This window comes from Rhizobium sp. CNPSo 3670, from assembly GCF_057784555.1.
This window is the reverse complement of record NZ_JBXSOL010000012.1, coordinates 24,755-42,650: the sequence shown is the minus strand read 5'-3', so window position 1 is coordinate 42,650 and position 17,896 is coordinate 24,755. Positions and strand designations below refer to the sequence as shown.

Below are 17,896 nucleotides of genomic sequence, written 5' to 3'. Positions count from 1 at the left end.
TGGATCGATGGCAGCGAACGGCGCCCCCGAAAACCCCTATCTTGCCGCACGCCAGGAGTGGAGCGAGCGATACGGCTCCCATGTGCAGGCGGCCGCCGCGTGGCGGATCGTCGGCATTCTGGGCCTCACCATGGCGGTCATCGGCTTCGGATATTCGATGTATCTCAGCACCCAGGTCAAGCTCGTGCCCTATATCGTCCAGGTCGACAAACTGGGCACTGCCGTGACCGCCGGTTTCCCCGAACAAATCGAATATGCAGATGTGCGGGTGGTGCGCTCGACGCTCGGAAATTTCGTGACCAGCTTCCGCTCGATCACACCCGACGCCGTGGTGCAGAAGCAATATATCGACCGAACCTACGCGCTCCTTCGGACTTCCGATCCATCGACCGAGAAAATCAATTCGTGGTTTCGGGGCAACTCGCCTTTCGAGAGGGCAAAATCCGCAACTGTCGCCATCGAGGTCAACAACATCGTGGCGCTCTCGAACCAGACCTATCAGATCGACTGGACAGAATATGAGCGGGATCGCAAGGGCAAAGAAACCGGCACGCGCCGGTTTCGCGGGATTGCGACGGTGGCGCTGACCGCACCGCAGGACGAGGCGACCATCCGCCTCAATCCTATCGGTCTCTATGTCCGGGATTTCGACTGGACAGCACAGCTTTAAGGGCAGGGGTTTTTCAATGCACAGAACAGGATTGATCGCAGCCGCCGGCTGCATGGCCGGACTCGTTCTTGCGATGGGCGCTCAAGCCCAAAGCATGACGACGGAGGAGGTCAAGGCCACAAGGCTATCGAGCAAGTGGCGAGGAACCTCGGGCCTGGTGACCACGGGACCGGACGGAAAGGTGATCTTCCTGTTCGGCGAAACGCAGCCCTCCGTCGTCTGCTCGCCGTTGCAGGTCTGCGACATCGAACTGCAGGGCGGTGAGATCGTCCGCGATGTCCTGGTCGGAGACACTGTCCGCTGGAAGGTCGAACCGGCGACGTCGGGCGCGACTGGCGGCCAGGCAATCCACCTGATCGTGAAGCCATCAGAATCCGGTCTCGTCACCTCGATGGTGGTGACGACCTCGAGGCGCACCTATCACATCCAGCTCAAGTCCCATCCGAGCCAATACATGGCGCGTGTCGGCTTCGAATATCCCGAGGACGTCTCGACCAAGCTCGCCGATATCAATTCCCGGCTTGAGACCGGCGGCATCCCCGGGACGGCACCCGACAGGCTGAATTTTTCCTATTCGATCAGCGGCAGCGCGCCCTGGCGCCCTAAGCGCGTCTATTCGGATGGCACAAAAACCTACATCCAGTTTTCGAAATCGATCTCGGGGCAGGATGCACCAGTGCTCTTCGTCATCTCGGGCGGCCAGAACCGCATCGTCAATTACCGCATGACGAACGACATGATGATCGTCGACTACGCGGTCGACAAGGCGATCCTCGTCTCCGGCGTTGGCTGGCGCCAGCAGAAAATCACCATCCGGCGGGGAGGCTGACGATGGGCAAGCTTGTCGTTTTCATCATCGCGGCCACGTTTCTTGCCGGCTGCCAAACGGCCGAGGATGGATTGGCCACCAGTTCCACACCGGTCTCCGTCGCCGGCCCGGCCGCCAGTGCCATTGCTGGTGACATGGCGAGCCGGCTCGCGGAGCAAATAGGCCCCGCCGGCACGACGACGCTTAAGATGGAAAAGAACCCTTCCGATTTCGCGGTGGCACTCGAAGCGGCGCTGAAGGGCTGGGGTTACACCGTCATCACCGACGGCAAGGTCCGCAAGGACGTCAAACCGGTCGAGCTCGGATATTCGATCGATGGCGCCGACGGTCAGGTGCTTGCAAGGCTATCGACTCCATCCGTCGCGCTTGGGCGGGCCTATTCGACATCGGCGGCCGGCGCCACGCCGGCGAGCCCAATCTCTATCATGCAGCGCAACTGACGGAGGCGAGAAATGGTTCAGTCGCTCCAACTTGGTGCCTCCGCTCAGGCCGACGATCAGTCCGGCATGCGTCGCCTCAATCGATTGCCGATCATCGTCGCCATCATCGTCGTCGCGCTGTTCGTCGGTGTGGTGGTTATCGGGCTGTCATTGCGTGGGCTGCCCTTCAACCGCAGCAATGATCTCGATAGTGCTTCCAACACGCCCGCCACCAACTTCGGCGACCAGCTCAAACGCGGTGTGACCGACGGAATTATCGGAGAGCCACTCGAACGCGAGACTTTCCAACCGACGCCTGTCACAGAGCAGAAGGTCGAGAAACAGGAGCCCGCGGTCGAGCGCCGGCCGACTGAACAGCAAGATCGGCGACCCAGGCTCGAGTCCGAAGAGGAATGGAAGGCCCGGCTGAAGCGCGAACAGGACGAACAGTATATCCGCGAAGCCCAGCGCCAGCGCATGGCCCGGCTGCAGGCGCGCGCAACGGCTTTGGACTCGCCCTTAAAGGTCGATGTTTCCGACGCCGAGAAGGCCGCCAACAACGCCTCAGACACGGGCCGGCAGACGACGACTGCGACAGCCAGCAACGCCTCGGACCTCTATGCCGCTGCCATGAACTCCGGCCTCATGGGCCAGAACGTCGATCCCAACGCTCAAGCCTCGAAGGAAGATTTCTTCAACCAGGACATCAAGGACCTCGGTTATCTCCCAAACAAGGTCGTGCCGCAGTTCTCGCCTTACGAGCTGAAGCGCGGATCTGTCATTCCCGCGACGCTCATCACGGGCTTGAACTCCGATCTCCCCGGTCGAATCACCGCGCAGATTAGCCAAAATGTCTACGACAGCGCGACCGGCTACCGCCTCCTCATTCCGCAGGGGGCAAAGCTCTTCGGCCGCTATGATTCCAAGATCTCTTTCGGGCAAGAGCGGGTGCTGGTCGTCTGGACCGACTTGATCTTCCCCAATGGCTCGACCCTGCAGATCGGCGGCATGGCCGGCACGGATGCGGAAGGTTATGGCGGCTTCAAGGATAAGGTCGATCGGCATCTCTGGCGCACGTGGAGTTCGGCGGCACTTGTGGCGCTGATCGGAACGGGTATCGATATGTCGATGCCAGAGAGTTCTACGCTCGCGACACAGGACACAGCTTCGGATGCTGCACGACGGAACTTCGCCGAGAGTTTCGGCCGCGTCGCCGAGCAGACGATCTCGAAGAACCTCAATGTGCAGCCGACGATCAACGTTCGACCAGGCTATCGTTTCAATGTTCTGGTTGATCAGGACATCACTTTGCCGGCCGCCTACCCCTCGCGCTGAGCAGGTGGCGGCACGTCGATTCACGGGAGTGTATTTTCTGTTGTGCAGCAACCACACATAGGGAGATTCTTTCTGCCTTCAGTCAACTTTCTCATTTGACCACACTTGAATCATCTGCCTTTCGCACGCACCTAAGCAGCCGATCAGGAATTTGACGCATCGCGTCCAGTTGCTTGGAGGCCTTCAATTGAATCAGTGGTTTGAGCGTTTGAGCGAGCAAGTCGCGATCGCGCACGATGAGCCCACCGTCAGGTCGACACTTCAAAAGTTGACCTTTGACGCGGGCTTCGATGCCTACGCCTATCTCAGTTTCCAGGCGGACACTCAGACGGCTGTTTCCAACTACCCGGAAGAATGGCAGCAGCGGTATTTCGATCTCCGCTATGCGTCCATCGATCCCGTCATTCGAACAGCCAGAGATCGTCAAGAGGCCTTTGCCTGGTCGAATGTCGCGACCGGCCGAACGAGCAAGGAGCGGCGAAAATTCTTCGGCGAGGCCGCCGAGTTCGGGATCCGGTCGGGGATTACTATTCCCATCAAGACCGGCTTCGGCCGGATGGCGATGCTCACGCTTGCGTCGAGCGAAGTGGATTTCGCCGAAGCACAGGCCCTCAATCCCGTCGGCGCCGCGGCGTCCTTCGGTCAGGTGCATTCCCGGTTGGAACTGATGCGGCTGCGGCCCACGCGTCGCAGCAACATTCGCCTGAAATCCGACGAGCTCACCTGCCTCAGATGGTCAGCCGAAGGAAAATCGATGAAGGCCATCGCCATCATCGAGAACACGACTTATTCGAACGTCTGCTTTTTCCTGCGTAACGCCAAGAGCGCACTCGGAGCCTCGACCCTTCCGCAGGCGACCGCGTTGGCGAAAGAGTTCGGCTTGATCTAAAGCGGACTCAGTGGGGCGTCGTTTTCGGAATTTCGGGAATGTAGCCGAGGATATCGAGAAGCGTTGATACGACCGTCTGCTGCGCGTGGACGGCGATCATCGCCGAAATGTACGCCCGTCTGTCTTCGGTGAGTTCGGTTTGGTCTGTCTCTGGGTCCAGGAGGGTTTCGAGCCGGACCGCTTCGTCGCGCAGGCGACGATGCTTCTCGATCTCTTCGACGACGAACCGCTCGATTTCGTCGGGCCGGAGGCCATCCATCAAGCCGATAAGCGGCCTCAACACCAACTTGTCACCCGCGACGAGATCGTTGCGTTTCGCGCCCACTCTATCCACCAACTTTCGCCCCTTGCGGTCCGTCAACGCATCAACTCGCGGAGACATCCAGGAGGCCGAAGCCGTACTTCGACCCAAATTTGCCCGAGGTGCATCGCGCACCGTGCGACTACTAACCAATTTCGTGCCTCTCGCAAAGGGCAGGAGTCATGGCGCCAGAAGTGCATTTACATACTATAGTTGATAAACTTAAAGTGTGTAAACGACGATCTTCCGCGCATGGATATGCGCAAACTGGTCGGCTCGAACTTCGCGCGCCTGCGTCGGGAGAAAGGCCTGACTCAGGAGCAGGTCGAGGCACGATCGGGCATTAGCCAGCAGTATCTCAGCGGTCTCGAACACGGTCGCCGCAACCCGTCGATCATTACCCTCTACGAACTCGCTCGAGCGCTGGATGTCAGCCATGTCGATCTCGTCATGCCGACCGATGACGCCGGGATCGATATGAAATCTGACTGACGAAGCGGCTGGCCCAAGGGTCTCCCGGTCCTTCGAGATCATCGTTCATACCGAAAATGCGGTCCGTTCGCAGGTGAACACTTTAAATTGGCCGCCATGTGAATTTCAATTGGCCATGGCCTGACTTTCAATCGGTCACCTCTGCTACCCTTGCTCTCGCGATCTGGAAAACTAGGCTTGCCGCACTGGTGCTCCTGCCGATCACAGATCGAACTAGGATGAGCGAATAGTCCGGCCCCCTGACCGCCCGATGCTGCTCGCTTCCGGCTCACATTGTCCATAGAAGCGATAGCGGGGCAGCTTGGAGCTTTTCTCCAAATGGCGTCACTCGGTCGTGGTCGTGTAAAACGAGCCCTCGCACGAAACGATCGCCGACCGCATCTTGTAACTGGCGTAGCCCGCGAAAATCGTCAGACTTCACCGTTGCTGACGCCTTTACTTCTATCCCAACGATCCGGCCGCGACGATCCTCGATGATGACATCGACCTCATCTCGGTCTCTCGTCCGGTAGTGCGAGAATGACAAGCGCCGGTCTGACCAGGATGCCAACTTCAGCAGTTCGGACACCACGAAGCTTTCAAGCAGGGCGCCAAAACGACTTTTGTTGTCGCGTAACGCATCCGCTTCATCTTCGCGCAAGGTGGCAAGCAAGCCCGAGTCCAGAAAGTGAAGTTTCGGTGTCTTGACGAGCCGGTTCAAGCGGTTGTTGGACCACGGAACAAGCGTCCTGATGAGAAAGAGGCGCTCGAGGATGGCCACATATTTCTGTGCGGTGACGCTCGACAATCCGAGCGCCGCACCGAAACTGCTATGATTGACCAATTGCCCGGCGTGCTCCGCCAGGACATCGAGCAGCCGCGGAAGCCGGTCCAACTGATCGATGTTGGCGATATCACGCACGTCTCGGTCGAGGATCAATTTCACATAATCTTCCAGCCAAGCAGTCCGCCGGCCGGGCGTCGGCCGACGCAAAGCTTCTGGATAGCCGCCCCGTAGCACCGTCAACAGCAAGTCGTCGCCAATGACGGCGTCCGCCCCAGCGGAAGGCTTCTCGCCGGCGAACAGCCGATCCAGCAGACGACCCGGGGTGGATCGGATTTCAGATTGGGCAAATGGCAGCAATGGGACGACCGCCATACGACCGGCGAGCGAGTCTGCAATCGCCGGAACGGTGGCCAGATTGGCTGAGCCCGTAAGCAAGAACCGCCCGGCCTCGTCATCGCGATCAACGCTTTCCTTGATCGCCAGTATCAGTTCAGGCGCTCGTTGCACCTCATCGATCACGGCCCGTTTGATGCCTCGGATAAAGCCTATCGGATCGGTCCTTGCTGCATTCAGCGTACCAACATCGTCGAGGGTGATAAATGGACGATCGGAGCCAGAGACCTGTCGCGCAAGGGTCGTCTTTCCGGCCTGCCGCGGGCCGGCGATGAGCACGACTCGTGTGTCAGCCAGCGCAGTTTCGACGATCGGTCGGGCTTTGCGTTCAATCAGCTTTTTCGGCGGCGGCGAGTCTGTCATCGGCTATCATTAACTGATTTCTCGGCGAATTTAAAGTATTCGTCCGGCTGATTTTAATTTACATGACGGCTAGTTAAAAGCAGGGCAACCTCGTTCTGGTCGTACCCCTGTCAAATGACAGGGGTGCCGGCGCGGACCAGAATCCCCGGAAATTACACTAATATCATGCATTTGAATCCCACTAATTCTCTGCATTGAACCTAACTTGAATAGACCTCGGGACCCGCATGGACGGGGCGAACCGAACGTTAGCGCTGCCCACCGATCCGAGAGAGGTCGATCCGGATACCTGCGTCTTGTACCTTCGATTGGGAAGACTCAGCTGGTTCGACAGGTTGATCGGACTCCGTCGACGTTTCGCTCGGGACAACACTGCTGGGCTGCTCGGCTACCGCACCGCCCGGATCCACTGCCTGAAACACGCTCTCCCCCTCGAACTCGCCCGTTTTCCAGGCGTAAACAGCGTCATCGAATATCTGAGGGAAGACCTCCTCGCTCTTGGGGTTTCCGTACCACTTGGTCACAATCCGGAGGATCTTGGCGAACATCGCCGTTCCCTTGCGGAGGTTTTCGCACGGGTCGACCAGATCCAGCTTGAGATCGTCCGGATCCTTGACTCCCACGCCGGCCGGAAACTGCGTAACCCCTACGCGCACCACGGCTTTGCCGACATATTGGCGAACGATCGCCATCGCCTCGTCGGCCGATGCCGCCTTTGGGACGAGGATCAAACGTCCGCCCGATTTGACGGTGACCGCAAGCGGATCCGGCGATCCGGCGGCGGAGACGAATTGCTCGACGATCGCCGGCTTCAGGGAAGGATCCGCGCATTCTTTGATCAGGGCAGCGTCCAGCATGACGTCTCCTCGGGTTTCAGGTGTTGAAGGAAAGAACAAGCGGTTTGGCAAAGAGCTTTGCCCAGGCGATGATGCTCGCCCGCTGGATGGCGACAATGGATGTGCCTTTGGTCCACCATCCATTTCCGACGGCGACGATAAGGTCCGAATCCGAGAGCATCGACTGCAGGACGGGCCAGACAATCAGCTGCTCGTAGCAGATCAGCGGCGCGACTTTGGTTGCGCCGATCGATACGACCGGGTTGGCAAAGAAGTGGGCGCGTGCACCGCCGCTCTGGCCGAGCAAGGGGCGCCAGGGCTGCCACATCGAGCCGGGGACCGGCATACGCTCGCGATAGAGAAGCCGAACACCTTCGCGCGGCGATAAGGAGACCACGACATTGTCGTATCCGCCCGCCTCGACGATCGCCGCGCCGGCGATGATCGTGACGTCCGTTCCCTGCAGCGCGCGCACCCAAAGTCGTTCGACGGTGGGTGTCCAGAAGCCCAAGGCGCTTTCCGGAAGCACGATGGTGCGCGCGCCGCCGGAAGCCTGATCCTTCACCGTGGCAATCAGATCACGGTGACGCTCGATGCTGACGTCGCGACCCAGTGAAGCGCCCATTTCGAGATCGACGCCGCGCCAGCCCTCCGGTAGTTTCGGCGGGTCCCAGGTTGCGGCGGACCACGCCCAAAACCCAACAAGGGCGATTGCGACAGCCGGCCACATGCGGATAACGAGGCCCATGAGGCCGGCTGTCGTAGCAGCCAATCCCCACCATCCCCATCCAGGGAAAAGAACGCCGGCGGCCGTCAGTGGATGCGCCCAGCCGGTGATGCCGAATGGTGGAATGGCCATCAGAAGCAACGTACCGAGATAGCGGAGGGGACGAGCGCTGACGCACTTCGTCCATAGGACTGTGTTCACGAGGACGAAGCCGATGGACGCAACGAACCAGAGCAGCAGGCCCGGCCAGAGATCCGACGAATAGAAGGCCGCGACACCTTGCGGCAGGCCGCGGGACGCGGCCAGGAAATAGCCGGCGGAAACCGCCGCCGCCGTTATCCGCGTCCGCGCCAGCGACCAAAAGATTGGGAACGCCAACGCAACGGGGAGGAGCAATACATAGCCACTCCATGCCGCGATGCCGATGGCGATCGAAGCGCCGACCAACAGTGGAAGCTGAAGTCGATCATGGCGCATAGGTGAGAACCTGTTGCGCCAGGCCGAGAATTCCGGACGCGGGCAGGGGACCGAAGTAGCGGGAGTCATAGGAACCGTGGAACGATGAATGGAGGAAGACACTTCCCTCCGGCACGACGCCGCCAGGAAATGGCATCATCGGCCGACCTTTCCCGTCGCGCTGGGCCAGTTCGGAGGATTCGACCACATGCCCGTCGATCGCGACCTCTGCGCCGATTTCGACATGCTGCCCGGCAACGGCAACGACCGTCTTGATGAGTGGCGCGATACCGCCCGGGCAGGTTCCTGATCGGAGATAGCCACGCCGTCTCGCTTCGCGCATGACAGGCGTTTGCGCCGGGCAAATGAGGACGAGATCGCCGACGGCCGCTGGACGCTTAAGCTTCACGATCTGCCAGAGACCGAGGGGTTCGCTCGGGGTCAGATTGATGCGATATCCACCCGACATGGCGGCAGCGACACCGCCGCCAACGATTGATGCGGTCACGAGCAGGACCACGACCGCGTTCGTCCTTTGAGAACCTGCCATTCCCCGCGCAAGCAGTGGTGCCGTCATTTCAGGGAGAGCCCCTGGCTCTTGGTTTGGCGTAAGCTTTCCGTCTGCTTCATCGCCTCCATCGTGCGTTCATGTGCGGCAAGCTGCTGCACCGTGCGCATGGAATTCCAGGCCGATTGCACCTCGGCCTTTTGCCCGGCCGTCATCCCCGCGGTGACCGCGTTGAAGGTCTGTCCGTTGGGCTCTTTCGCAGCAAGCGGCAGGAAGGTCCGCTCGCCGAAACGCTCCGACACCGCTTTTGCGAAACCTTCCAGTTCCGCCTTCACCATCTTGTCGGCAAGCGCAAATTCCAATCCGGCCGGGAGGTCGTTTCGATCGATAGCATCTCGGACCCGTTCCAGCGTTTGCTTGGCGCTTTGCGAGAGCGCCGGGATATCGATCGAGACCTTGAGACGGATGGCGCGTTCCTCGACCTCGAACTTGCGCTCGGCCTCCGCCCGCTGGCGCAGATAGCGTTCCAGGTTTCGGGCAAGGGCCGGCGCGTTGGTCAGCGCCTTCTCGCGCTCCTGCTTCTCCGTGCCGCTTGCGAACAGACCCGCCTTGCCTTTCAGCGCGCCGAAGTTTTCCGGTTGATCTCGGATCCTGCCAATGGTGGCGTTTGCTGCCGTTCCGTCCTTCAGAATTGCGTCGACGTTGACCGCCTTGAACGCAGTTTCCGGTTGTGCGTAGACGAGGTGGAAGCGGGTCGAGACTTCTTCCCACTGTTTCTTCAAACCGGGATCGGCAGCGATCTTGTCCTCGACCGCCTGCTCGAACGATTTGGCAAAGGTCGTGATGCCCGAGACCATGGGCTTTGCCTCCTTGGCACTGTTCTGGGTTGGGGATTGCTTGGAGCCACGTACGAGGCCGAGCTTTCCGGCAACGGCAGCGAGGCGGGCACCGAGATCGGCGAGCTTTTGCTTTTGCCTGACCGTCCATTCCAGGCGATCGCGAAGCAGCGTGCGAGCGACGCTGACGAGATCGAGACCGCGCGTTTCAGCATAGCGAAGCGCCTGTCGATAGAAGGCACCCTTCTCGTAGTCGAGCGTCGTTTCCTTCGCATTCCTGCGCGACAGGAGCGGGATCAGCCCACCGTTTTTCGCGAAGGATCTTCGGCCATAGTAGACGCTGAGATCCTCCCGGTGACGGGTCATCGCAACATAGGTCAGGTGCCGATCGAGCGAGAGCGACGCCAGCACCTTGACCCGATCCACGGTGGCGCCCTGGCTCTTATGGATCGTCGTGGCATAGCCATAATCGAGATTGTTGTAGAAGCGCTGTTCGACCAGCACCTGGCGCGCCTGCTCGCCATCGCCGATCTGAGCAATGATGCGGCCCAGCGCGGTCTCGACGACTTTGGCCAGCATGCCGTTCTTGACACCGAGCGAGCCCTCGTTCTTGAGGAAGACAATCTGGTCGCCGACGGCGAAGTTGCGATCGCCGTCCTCGGCTTTGAACATGCACCCTTCAGCAAGAATCCCGCGTTCGATCAGTTTGATGCGGGCCATGTGGTTCAGCATGCGCACGTCCCTGCGCAGATGGGCGAGGATCAGCGACGTCTTCGTCGGATCGTAATCGCGGTCCCAGGCGGCGATGAGATTGTCGACCGCATCGGCCTTCAGATCCCAGCCGATCACCCTGCCGTTTGCCCGGTAGGCGTCGATCGCCTTGCCGACCTTGCCGCGCGCCAGGTCGAGCGAGGCATCGCGCATCCATTGCTGGTGTTGGCGATAGATGGTTTCGAGTTCGGCATAGCCGATGCGATCGGCGATGGCGCGGAACGCGGCGCCGGCTTCGATCGGCTGAAGCTGCTCGGGATCGCCGATGAGAACGAGCTTGGCGCCGGCCTTCGTCACCGCCTCGACGAACAGCGCCATCTGCCGCGACGACACCATGCCGGCTTCGTCCAGGACGAAGACCGTCTTGCTGTCGAGTTGGTTTCGCCCCTCGTTCCAGCGAAGCTCCCACGATGAAAGGGTGCGCGAGACAATGCCCGCTTCCTTCTCCAAGCCTTCAGCCGCCTTGCCGGCTAGTGCTGCGCCGACAACACGGTAGCCGGCGGCTTCCCACGCCTCGCGGGCGGCCTTCATCATCGTCGTCTTTCCGGCGCCGGCGCGGCCGATCACGGCGGCGATCCGCTCGGCGCCCGCCACGTGCTCGATTGCCATTTTCTGCTCATCCGACAGGCGGTCATGACGGGCAAAAGTCGCGGCGAGCACCGTATCCCGCACGCCATGTGACGACCGTTGCGATAGCCAGATGGCGCGATTGGCCATCTGCGCTTCCAGCCGGATCATTTCGCGCGTCGTGTATTTGGCGGGCAATCTGGAACCGGTGGCGAGGTCGACCCGCTCGCGCGCGAGGCGCAAGGTCTCGGGGTGAAGAATGATCCTGAGCATGAGGCTTTGGAACAGGGCCGCGTCGTCTATGTATCGGTGCAGGATCTTGGCGACGTCACGCTCGTCGAAGACGCTCTTCTCACGCGTGATCAGGTCGATGACGAGTTTCGGGCTCCGGTCGATCCGTCTCGCGTTTTCGGCTCTGCGCGCATCCTGCAGTTCGATGCGCTCGAGCTCGACCGGCTTCGTAGCAACATCGGCTTTCCGCTCGATCGCCTTGGTGCCGACGCCAAGGTGGATGGTCGCTTCGAGATCGATCCCCTGCTTTTCGAAGGACCGCCCATCGACGCGAAGGTCGAGGCCCGCCAATGCCAGATGCTTGTTCTGGCAGGCAAACCATCCGTCGCGAAACGCGTTGAAATCGTCGGTGCTACCAGCCCAGAGTTCATAGACGATCTTGCCGGCATCGTTGCGGATCGGATTGCCGTCCGGTCCAAGCACCGCGACCTTCTTGGCGCCGAACCCGTCTTCGGTCAGCGGCCGCAAGGTCGTCATGAGATGGATGTGCGGATTGCCCGGAGCGTCGTGATAGACCCAATCGGCCACCATGCCCTTCGAGGTGATGTGCCGTTCCACGAAATCCCGGACGAGCGCGATGTTCTGCTCCATAGTGAGTTCGATCGGCAGCGCAATCGTGACGTCCTTGGCGAGTTGGGCATCCGAGCGCTTCTCGAAGGCCTCGATTTTGTTCCAGAAGGCTTCGGAAGCGCCCGAAACCGAACGATCCGCGATCATCGAGCGCAGCCAATCAGGCGCATCAGGCGGGATGACGAACTCCTCGTGCAGCAGTCCCTGCTTTCGGGTGTAGTCGATCGTGCGCGCCTCACGCTCGAACTCCATCTTGGCGCAATGCCGGTAGGCTGCCGACAGGACGGCGCTGCGGCCGGAGCCGCGGGCGACGACGCTGACGGAGAAATGAGGGACGGCCACGGCGGAATTCTTTCCCGGATGCGAACAAAATCAACAGGTTCTGTCCAAGAGCGGCAGGCCCGGACAGGGCCTCAGCAAGGGCGTCGCGCCAGCGACGTATAATTGCGCCCTTCGGATCCGCTCCTTCGGAACGGCCGGGATCATGCTCAAAGGCGTTGGCTGCGCCAACTCGCATTTCTGTTAGTAGATCGGCACGCCGATCTCATGGAATCTCATGCCGTTGACGACTTCAAACGGCATGAAAGGACCTCACGGGCATGAAAAAACCAGCGTCGAAGATCCGGGACGAGATCGCAAAACTCCAGGAGCAGCTCAAGGCCGCCGAGACACGCGAGGCCGAGCGCATCGGCCGGATCGCGCTGAAGGCGAGACTGGGCGAGATCGAGATCGACGAAGCCGAGCTGCAGGCAGCCTTCGAAGATCTGGCGAAGCGGTTTCGCGGAGGCGAGGTTCGTACGACCGGAGGGAAGAGGGGATCAGGCGTCGGCGAAAGCAGCGCACCGTCCACGCAGAACCCGGCTGGCGCGCCTGCGGGCGGAGCTGCTGAGGCTTGAGCGGATGGCGCGCACGACGACATCCGACGCCCGCAGACAAGACACGCGGGAAAAGATCGAGCTTGGCGGCCTGATCGTCAAGGCCGGCCTTCGCTACGAGAAGCGCGCGCTGCTGCTGGGCGCACTGATCGATTTGAGCCAGCGCTTGAAAGCCGACGAGGTGGAACGAGCACGGCTGCTGGCGATCGGCGCGGATGCCTTCGGGAAGAGCGATGAATAGGATCATTCTCTTCATCGCCCCTGCAGCGCTGATGATCCTCGCCGCCATAGGCTTGAGTGGCACCGAACACTGGCTGTCCGATTTCGGAAAGACGGAGGCTGCCCGGCTGACGCTCGGCCGAGCCGGCATTGCGCTGCCTTATGTCGCCGCGGCAATCCTTGGCATTGTCTTCCTGTTTGCAACCGCGGGCTCGACCTGGATCAAGACGGCGGCATGGGGCGTCGTTGCCGGAGGAATGGCGACCATCATCGTCGCCATCATTCGCGAAGCAGTCAGGCTGTCGGGGTTCGGAAACCAAGTTCCGGCCGGCAAATCCATTCTCTCCTATGTCGATCCCGCGACGCTGACCGGCGCGGGCGCGGCGGCGATGTCAGCGTGCTTCGCGTTGCGTGTCGCGTTAGTCGGCAACGCGGCATTCGCCAGCGCCGAGCCCAAGCGCATCCGCGGCAAGCGAGCACTGCATGGCGAAGCCGACTGGATGAAAATGCAGGACGCGGCGAAGCTGTTTGCGAACACCGGCGGTATCGTGATCGGCGAGCAGTATCGCGTTGACCGGGACAGTGTGGCGGCTCGCTCGTTTCGCACCGACGACCCGGAGACATGGGGCGTCGGCGGCAAGTCGCCGCTCCTCTGCTTCGACGGTTCCTTCGGCTCGTCGCACGGCATCGTGTTTGCCGGCTCCGGTGGTTTCAAGACGACATCGGTGACGATCCCCACCGCTTTGAAATGGGGCGGATCCCTGATCGTTCTCGATCCGTCGAACGAGGTGGCGCCGATGGTTTCAAACCACAGAACGAGCGCGAACCGAGACTTGTTCATCCTCGATCCGAAGAGACCGGAAACGGGTTTCAATGCGCTCGACTGGGTTGGGCAATTCGGTGGCACCAAGGAAGAGGACATCGCCTCCGTTGCCTCATGGATCATGAGCGATAGCGGTGGCGCGCGCGGTGTGCGCGACGATTTCTTCCGTGCCTCGGCACTGCAATTGTTGACGGCGATGATCGCCGATGTTTGCCTGTCCGGCCATACGGTCAAGGAGAGCCAGACGCTGCGCCAGGTTCGCGCCAATCTCTCCGAGCCGGAGCCGAAGCTGCGCCAGCGCCTGCAGGAGATCTACGACAATTCGGACTCGGATTTCGTCAAGGAGAATGTGGCGGCGTTCGTGAACATGACGCCCGAAACCTTCTCCGGCGTCTATGCCAATGCGATCAAGGAAACCCATTGGCTATCGTACCCGAATTATGCGGCGCTCGTGTCTGGCAATACATTTTCAACCGGCGATCTTGCCGACGGCAACACCGACGTCTTCATCAACATCGATCTCAAGACTTTGGAGACGCATGCCGGGCTGGCGCGTGTCGTCATCGGTTCGTATCTCAATGCGATCTACAATCGTGATGGGTCGACAAACGGCAGGGCGCTGTTCCTCCTCGATGAGGTTGCGCGGCTCGGTTACATGCGCATCCTGGAGACGGCGCGCGACGCCGGCCGAAAGTATGGCATCACCCTCCTGATGATCTACCAGTCGATCGGCCAGATGCGCGAAACCTATGGTGGTCGCGATGCGGCCAGCAAATGGTTCGAGAGCGCGAGCTGGATCAGCTTCGCGGCGATCAACGACCCGGAAACCGCCGATTACATTTCCCGCCGCTGCGGCATGACGACCGTCGAGATCGACCAGGTCAGCCGCAGTTCCCAGGCGAAAGGATCCTCGCGCACGAGATCGAAACAGTTGGCGGCGCGGCCGCTGATCCAGCCGCACGAAGTTCTTCGGATGCGGGGCGATGAGCAGATCGTCTTCACGGCCGGAAACGCGCCGCTGAGATGCGGCCGCGCGATCTGGTTCCGCCGCGACGACATGAAGGCGTGCGTCGGAACGAACAGGTTTCATATGATCGGAAAGACACCCGACGCTTCTCTGATCGAGCCGGCGCGCAGCATAGCGAGCAAGGCCGATCCAGAAATATGAAGAGTATCGGAGAAATCAGCATAGCGGCCGCACGACAGGGCGGGATTTCGGGAATTCTCGTCGTGCGAGGGGCGGGAAACAGCGCAGCCGCAGGAGCCTCAACATAGTGGCCCGAAGGGGAGGCGGGACCGACTGCGCCCCGCTCCTCGCACACCGTATGAAGCCCCTTTCCCGTAAACGCGGATGAAACCGAAGCCGGGATAGCGTGAGGGAAACAGGAGAGGACCGAAGGTTGACGAAATCGAATGTGGTTCCATTCAGAAAGCCGGGCAAGTCACGTCGACCGGCACCGAGCCGCCTGCGCAACCCATTGATCGTGATCCTCTCCGCTATGATCATTGCAGGAGGAGGGTGGTTCGCCTTTCGCGGCGCCGGCGATGTCAACGGCCTCCTCGCGCCGGCCAAGGCACCGACATCGGATTCCCTGTCGGCCGCGTTTTTGATCTGCGGTGCCGATCGTCATGTGAACTGCGTTGTCGACGGCGACACGTTCTGGTTCCATGGCGAGAAAATCCGCATCGCCGATATCGACACGCCGGAGCTCAGCCCGCCGCGCTGCGAGGCAGAAAGGATCAAAGGCGAGGCCGCGAAAGCCCGCCTGCTGGCGCTGCTCAATGGCGGCACGTTCTCGCTTTCGGCCGGCCAACGCGACGAAGACAAGTATGGCCGCAAGCTCCGCACTGTGACACGGTCGGGGCGATCGCTCGGAGACACTCTCGTCAACGAGGGCCTTGCCAGGCGCTGGGACGGCGCAAGACACGGATGGTGCGGCTGAGCTCCGCGAGAGGATCGTCACCGGATGGCCGAAACCCTCTCGCGGGTTTCGGTGAGCGCAGCGAGTAGAGCCGTGCGCAACGGCGCCTCGCCCAAGCCTGCGACGACCTTTTCGATATCATCACCGATGTGAATCAATCCATGCCGACCGATTCATAAGTGTCGTTGGACGCGATTCCCCGGATCGGCGATTCTCTGACCATGATCTCGCAACCCTACCACCTCTATGTCGAGCGCTCGGACGCCTCCATGAACATGGCGCGCTACTATGCCATGTCGATCGAACCCAACCTGTTCGGTGACATCTGCCTGTTGCGGAAGTGGGGCCGCATCGGAACCAAAGGGCAGATGATGGTGCATCATTTCGGCCGAGAAGAGGAAGCAGTCGAGCTGTTTCTCAATCTGCTCCGACAAAAACGCAAGCGCGGCTATCGTCCGCGCGCCTCAAAGTCGACATAGCAAAAGCCCGCCGGAGCGGGCCTCCCGGGCGCTTCATCGGCGCCGCTTCCAATCAGTCTCGAAGGACACTTCGATCTCGACGAAGAACGGGATCTTGATCGCGAGCTTCAGGCCGAGCTTCCCCTTGCAGAAGAAGTGGCTGATCACCTTGCCAAGAGCGCGAAGCCGGCGGCCGGTAGAGGCGAGGAATTGAGCGAGTTGTTGCATGGCGTTTCTCCTTTCGAAATGCGGTCATCGCAGGGGGATAGCCGGCAGACCGGAAAGGAGGGACGCACCCAGAGGGCCGCAACGGATGTGGAGGACCTGGCGCCGACTGAATTTTGTTTCGCGAGGAGCAGCAGTGCGGCGGGGAAAATTCTGGCGGCGCCAGGTTGCGTCATGACGAACGGGCTGCAACATCCCCGATGAGAGATGACGGAAGGGTCGAAAGAGAGAGGTGCAACTGATCGCCATCGCTGCGATCGCGACGGTTCCTCGGAAATTTCAGTCGCCGCTGCTCAGCCCCTCGATGAATTGGAACGCGCTTCAGGATTGATCATGACGCTGTGGACCAAGCGTGAACCGTGCGGACCGCATAAACGGCGATCCCGGTTTCCCGTGTGATTTCTTTGATGATCGGCGCCAGCGAACCCAATTCCTCCTCGGTCAGCGCGACCAGTTCGGGATAGTCGATTTCGACGCCACTATAGTCCGCCGTCAAGGCGTTGATCCAACCGCTGCCATTGATGCGGTATTCGTGCGTGCCGAAATCGATTTCGAGATCGTCCAGCAAATTGATGGAAAAGCGCCCGAATATCTCGCACTCCCCTTCCAGCTGATATGCAGCAAACTCATCGTCTCCAGCGAGAACGCTTCGCTCCAGCGCCATGATGGCCCGGACACGAGCAATTGCCGCCTCGAGTCCCTCGACCAGGCGATCATGAAGGTCTCGCGAGAAATCGCTGTCGCAGCCGAAGCGGTTTGCGAGGACGACGAGCCGGAAGCCGGCAAGCTTGGTGTAGAGCATGAGGTGCTGATCGGTTGTCATGATGTGATCTCCTTCGTTGATGACGGAGATCGGCCACTCTGTTGCAAAGAGGGGTCAAGGACCGCGGGAAGCGGCTTGCAAGCGGGGGACCCGATTTTTTCGGGAAGCGCAGCGGCGGAAAAATTGGGGGAGACCGCGCCGTCCTTGACGCCGGATTTGCTGGAGTAAAATAGGACGTCACAGAGAGAAGAGACCCGCGGCCCCGCTGGGGACGCGACCGTATCCGGCGTGAGCCGGCGGGAGTGTCGAGGGATGAAATCCATGACAGCCGGACCGGCCGGTCGATCCGGTGGTCCGGCTCGTAAGGCGGCAACAAAGAGCCTCCCTCAGAAGGGCGGCTCGGCTTCGATGACACCGTACTGTTCGGCAAGCATGACCGCCAGATCGGCCTGGGCGAGTTGAAGCTCTGCCTCGATCTCGCGGCGCTCGGCAGCGTCCAAAGTGTTGTTGAGTTCAAGGCGCAGTTCCTCGATGTGCTGTTCGATGGTCATCGTCTCATCTCCATGAGTTCGTGAAAGACGACGACGCGGGG

At 60.7% G+C, this 17,896-nt stretch carries 20 protein-coding genes; 11 read left to right on the top strand and 9 right to left on the bottom strand.

All coding sequences use genetic code 11. From position 1 onward, the window contains the following. Window positions 1-7 precede the first annotated feature (7 nt). The 5 genes from AC13QO_RS14510 to AC13QO_RS14490 all read left to right on the top strand — a co-directional run bounded on the left by AC13QO_RS14510 (window position 8) and on the right by AC13QO_RS14490 (window position 4,142). Window positions 8-670 carry a conjugal transfer protein TrbF gene (locus AC13QO_RS14510; protein WP_488540974.1) on the top strand — a complete coding sequence of 221 codons (663 nt, stop codon included), beginning with the start codon at window positions 8-10 and terminating at the stop codon, window positions 668-670. 16 nt (window positions 671-686) lie between these two features. After that, window positions 687-1,499: a P-type conjugative transfer protein TrbG gene (gene trbG / locus AC13QO_RS14505; protein WP_488540973.1), complete on the top strand. Its 813-nt coding sequence runs from the start codon at window positions 687-689 to the stop codon at window positions 1,497-1,499. A 2-nt stretch (window positions 1,500-1,501) separates the two neighbouring features. Next, window positions 1,502-1,939 (top strand): conjugal transfer protein TrbH, encoded by a 438-nt coding sequence (gene trbH, locus AC13QO_RS14500; RefSeq protein ID WP_488540972.1) that lies wholly within the window; start codon window positions 1,502-1,504, stop codon window positions 1,937-1,939. A 12-nt stretch (window positions 1,940-1,951) separates the two neighbouring features. Continuing rightward, window positions 1,952-3,253, top strand: a complete 1,302-nt coding sequence (trbI, locus tag AC13QO_RS14495) for an IncP-type conjugal transfer protein TrbI (RefSeq protein WP_488540971.1) — start codon at window positions 1,952-1,954, stop codon at window positions 3,251-3,253. Window positions 3,254-3,404: 151 nt separating this feature from the next. After that, window positions 3,405-4,142, top strand: coding sequence for an autoinducer binding domain-containing protein (locus AC13QO_RS14490; protein WP_488540970.1), 738 nt, complete (start codon window positions 3,405-3,407; stop codon window positions 4,140-4,142). A 7-nt stretch (window positions 4,143-4,149) separates the two neighbouring features. Here the strand turns inward: AC13QO_RS14490 and AC13QO_RS14485 are convergent, their stop codons facing one another. Then, entirely contained in the window at window positions 4,150-4,467 is a 318-nt protein-coding gene (locus tag AC13QO_RS14485; protein WP_488540969.1) for a transcriptional repressor TraM, read from the bottom strand. A gap of 228 nt (window positions 4,468-4,695) precedes the next feature. On the opposite strand from AC13QO_RS14485, the gene AC13QO_RS14480 reads away from it, so the two are divergent. Beyond that, window positions 4,696-4,935, top strand: a complete 240-nt coding sequence (locus AC13QO_RS14480) for a helix-turn-helix domain-containing protein (RefSeq protein WP_488540968.1) — start codon at window positions 4,696-4,698, stop codon at window positions 4,933-4,935. A gap of 268 nt (window positions 4,936-5,203) precedes the next feature. On the opposite strand, the gene AC13QO_RS14475 is transcribed toward AC13QO_RS14480, so the two are convergent. The 5 genes from AC13QO_RS14475 to traA all read right to left on the bottom strand — a co-directional run bounded on the left by AC13QO_RS14475 (window position 5,204) and on the right by traA (window position 12,361). Further along, entirely contained in the window at window positions 5,204-6,457 is a 1,254-nt protein-coding gene (locus AC13QO_RS14475) for an ATP-binding protein (RefSeq protein ID WP_488540967.1), read from the bottom strand. A gap of 248 nt (window positions 6,458-6,705) precedes the next feature. Continuing rightward, entirely contained in the window at window positions 6,706-7,314 is a 609-nt protein-coding gene (locus AC13QO_RS14470) for a TraH family protein (protein ID WP_488540966.1), read from the bottom strand. Window positions 7,315-7,330: 16 nt separating this feature from the next. Further along, the gene (locus tag AC13QO_RS14465) at window positions 7,331-8,497 is read right to left on the bottom strand and encodes a conjugal transfer protein TraB (protein ID WP_488540965.1); all 1,167 of its coding nucleotides are present in this window, start codon (window positions 8,495-8,497) and stop codon (window positions 7,331-7,333) included. Beyond that, the gene (gene traF, locus AC13QO_RS14460) at window positions 8,487-9,026 is read right to left on the bottom strand and encodes a conjugative transfer signal peptidase TraF (RefSeq protein WP_488541099.1); all 540 of its coding nucleotides are present in this window, start codon (window positions 9,024-9,026) and stop codon (window positions 8,487-8,489) included. The genes AC13QO_RS14465 and traF overlap by 11 nt, the downstream gene beginning before the upstream one ends. 23 nt (window positions 9,027-9,049) lie before the next feature. Further along, entirely contained in the window at window positions 9,050-12,361 is a 3,312-nt protein-coding gene (traA, locus tag AC13QO_RS14455; RefSeq protein ID WP_488540964.1) for a Ti-type conjugative transfer relaxase TraA, read from the bottom strand. Window positions 12,362-12,618: 257 nt separating this feature from the next. On the opposite strand from traA, the gene traC reads away from it, so the two are divergent. The 5 genes from traC to AC13QO_RS14430 all read left to right on the top strand — a co-directional run bounded on the left by traC (window position 12,619) and on the right by AC13QO_RS14430 (window position 16,337). Then, the gene (gene traC / locus AC13QO_RS14450) at window positions 12,619-12,915 is read left to right on the top strand and encodes a conjugal transfer protein TraC (protein WP_488540963.1); all 297 of its coding nucleotides are present in this window, start codon (window positions 12,619-12,621) and stop codon (window positions 12,913-12,915) included. Window positions 12,916-12,919: 4 nt separating this feature from the next. Then, on the top strand, window positions 12,920-13,135 hold the full coding sequence (gene traD / locus AC13QO_RS14445) for a type IV conjugative transfer system coupling protein TraD (protein ID WP_488540962.1): 216 nt from the start codon (window positions 12,920-12,922) through the stop codon (window positions 13,133-13,135). Then, window positions 13,128-15,104 carry a Ti-type conjugative transfer system protein TraG gene (gene traG / locus AC13QO_RS14440; RefSeq protein ID WP_488540961.1) on the top strand — a complete coding sequence of 659 codons (1,977 nt, stop codon included), beginning with the start codon at window positions 13,128-13,130 and terminating at the stop codon, window positions 15,102-15,104. Before traD ends, traG begins: the two co-directional genes overlap by 8 nt. A gap of 331 nt (window positions 15,105-15,435) precedes the next feature. Then, entirely contained in the window at window positions 15,436-15,879 is a 444-nt protein-coding gene (locus AC13QO_RS14435) for a thermonuclease family protein (RefSeq protein ID WP_488541098.1), read from the top strand. Between the two features lie 200 nt (window positions 15,880-16,079). Beyond that, the gene (locus tag AC13QO_RS14430) at window positions 16,080-16,337 is read left to right on the top strand and encodes a WGR domain-containing protein (protein ID WP_488540960.1); all 258 of its coding nucleotides are present in this window, start codon (window positions 16,080-16,082) and stop codon (window positions 16,335-16,337) included. Between the two features lie 33 nt (window positions 16,338-16,370). Here the strand turns inward: AC13QO_RS14430 and AC13QO_RS14425 are convergent, their stop codons facing one another. From AC13QO_RS14425 to AC13QO_RS14415, 3 genes are all read right to left on the bottom strand, one after another. Continuing rightward, complete coding sequence (locus AC13QO_RS14425) at window positions 16,371-16,544, bottom strand: hypothetical protein (protein WP_488540959.1); 174 nt, start codon at window positions 16,542-16,544, stop codon at window positions 16,371-16,373. Window positions 16,545-16,872: 328 nt separating this feature from the next. Next, window positions 16,873-17,364 (bottom strand): hypothetical protein, encoded by a 492-nt coding sequence (locus tag AC13QO_RS14420; RefSeq protein WP_488540958.1) that lies wholly within the window; start codon window positions 17,362-17,364, stop codon window positions 16,873-16,875. A gap of 326 nt (window positions 17,365-17,690) precedes the next feature. Beyond that, complete coding sequence (locus AC13QO_RS14415; RefSeq protein ID WP_488540957.1) at window positions 17,691-17,855, bottom strand: hypothetical protein; 165 nt, start codon at window positions 17,853-17,855, stop codon at window positions 17,691-17,693. Window positions 17,856-17,896: the final 41 nt, after the last annotated feature.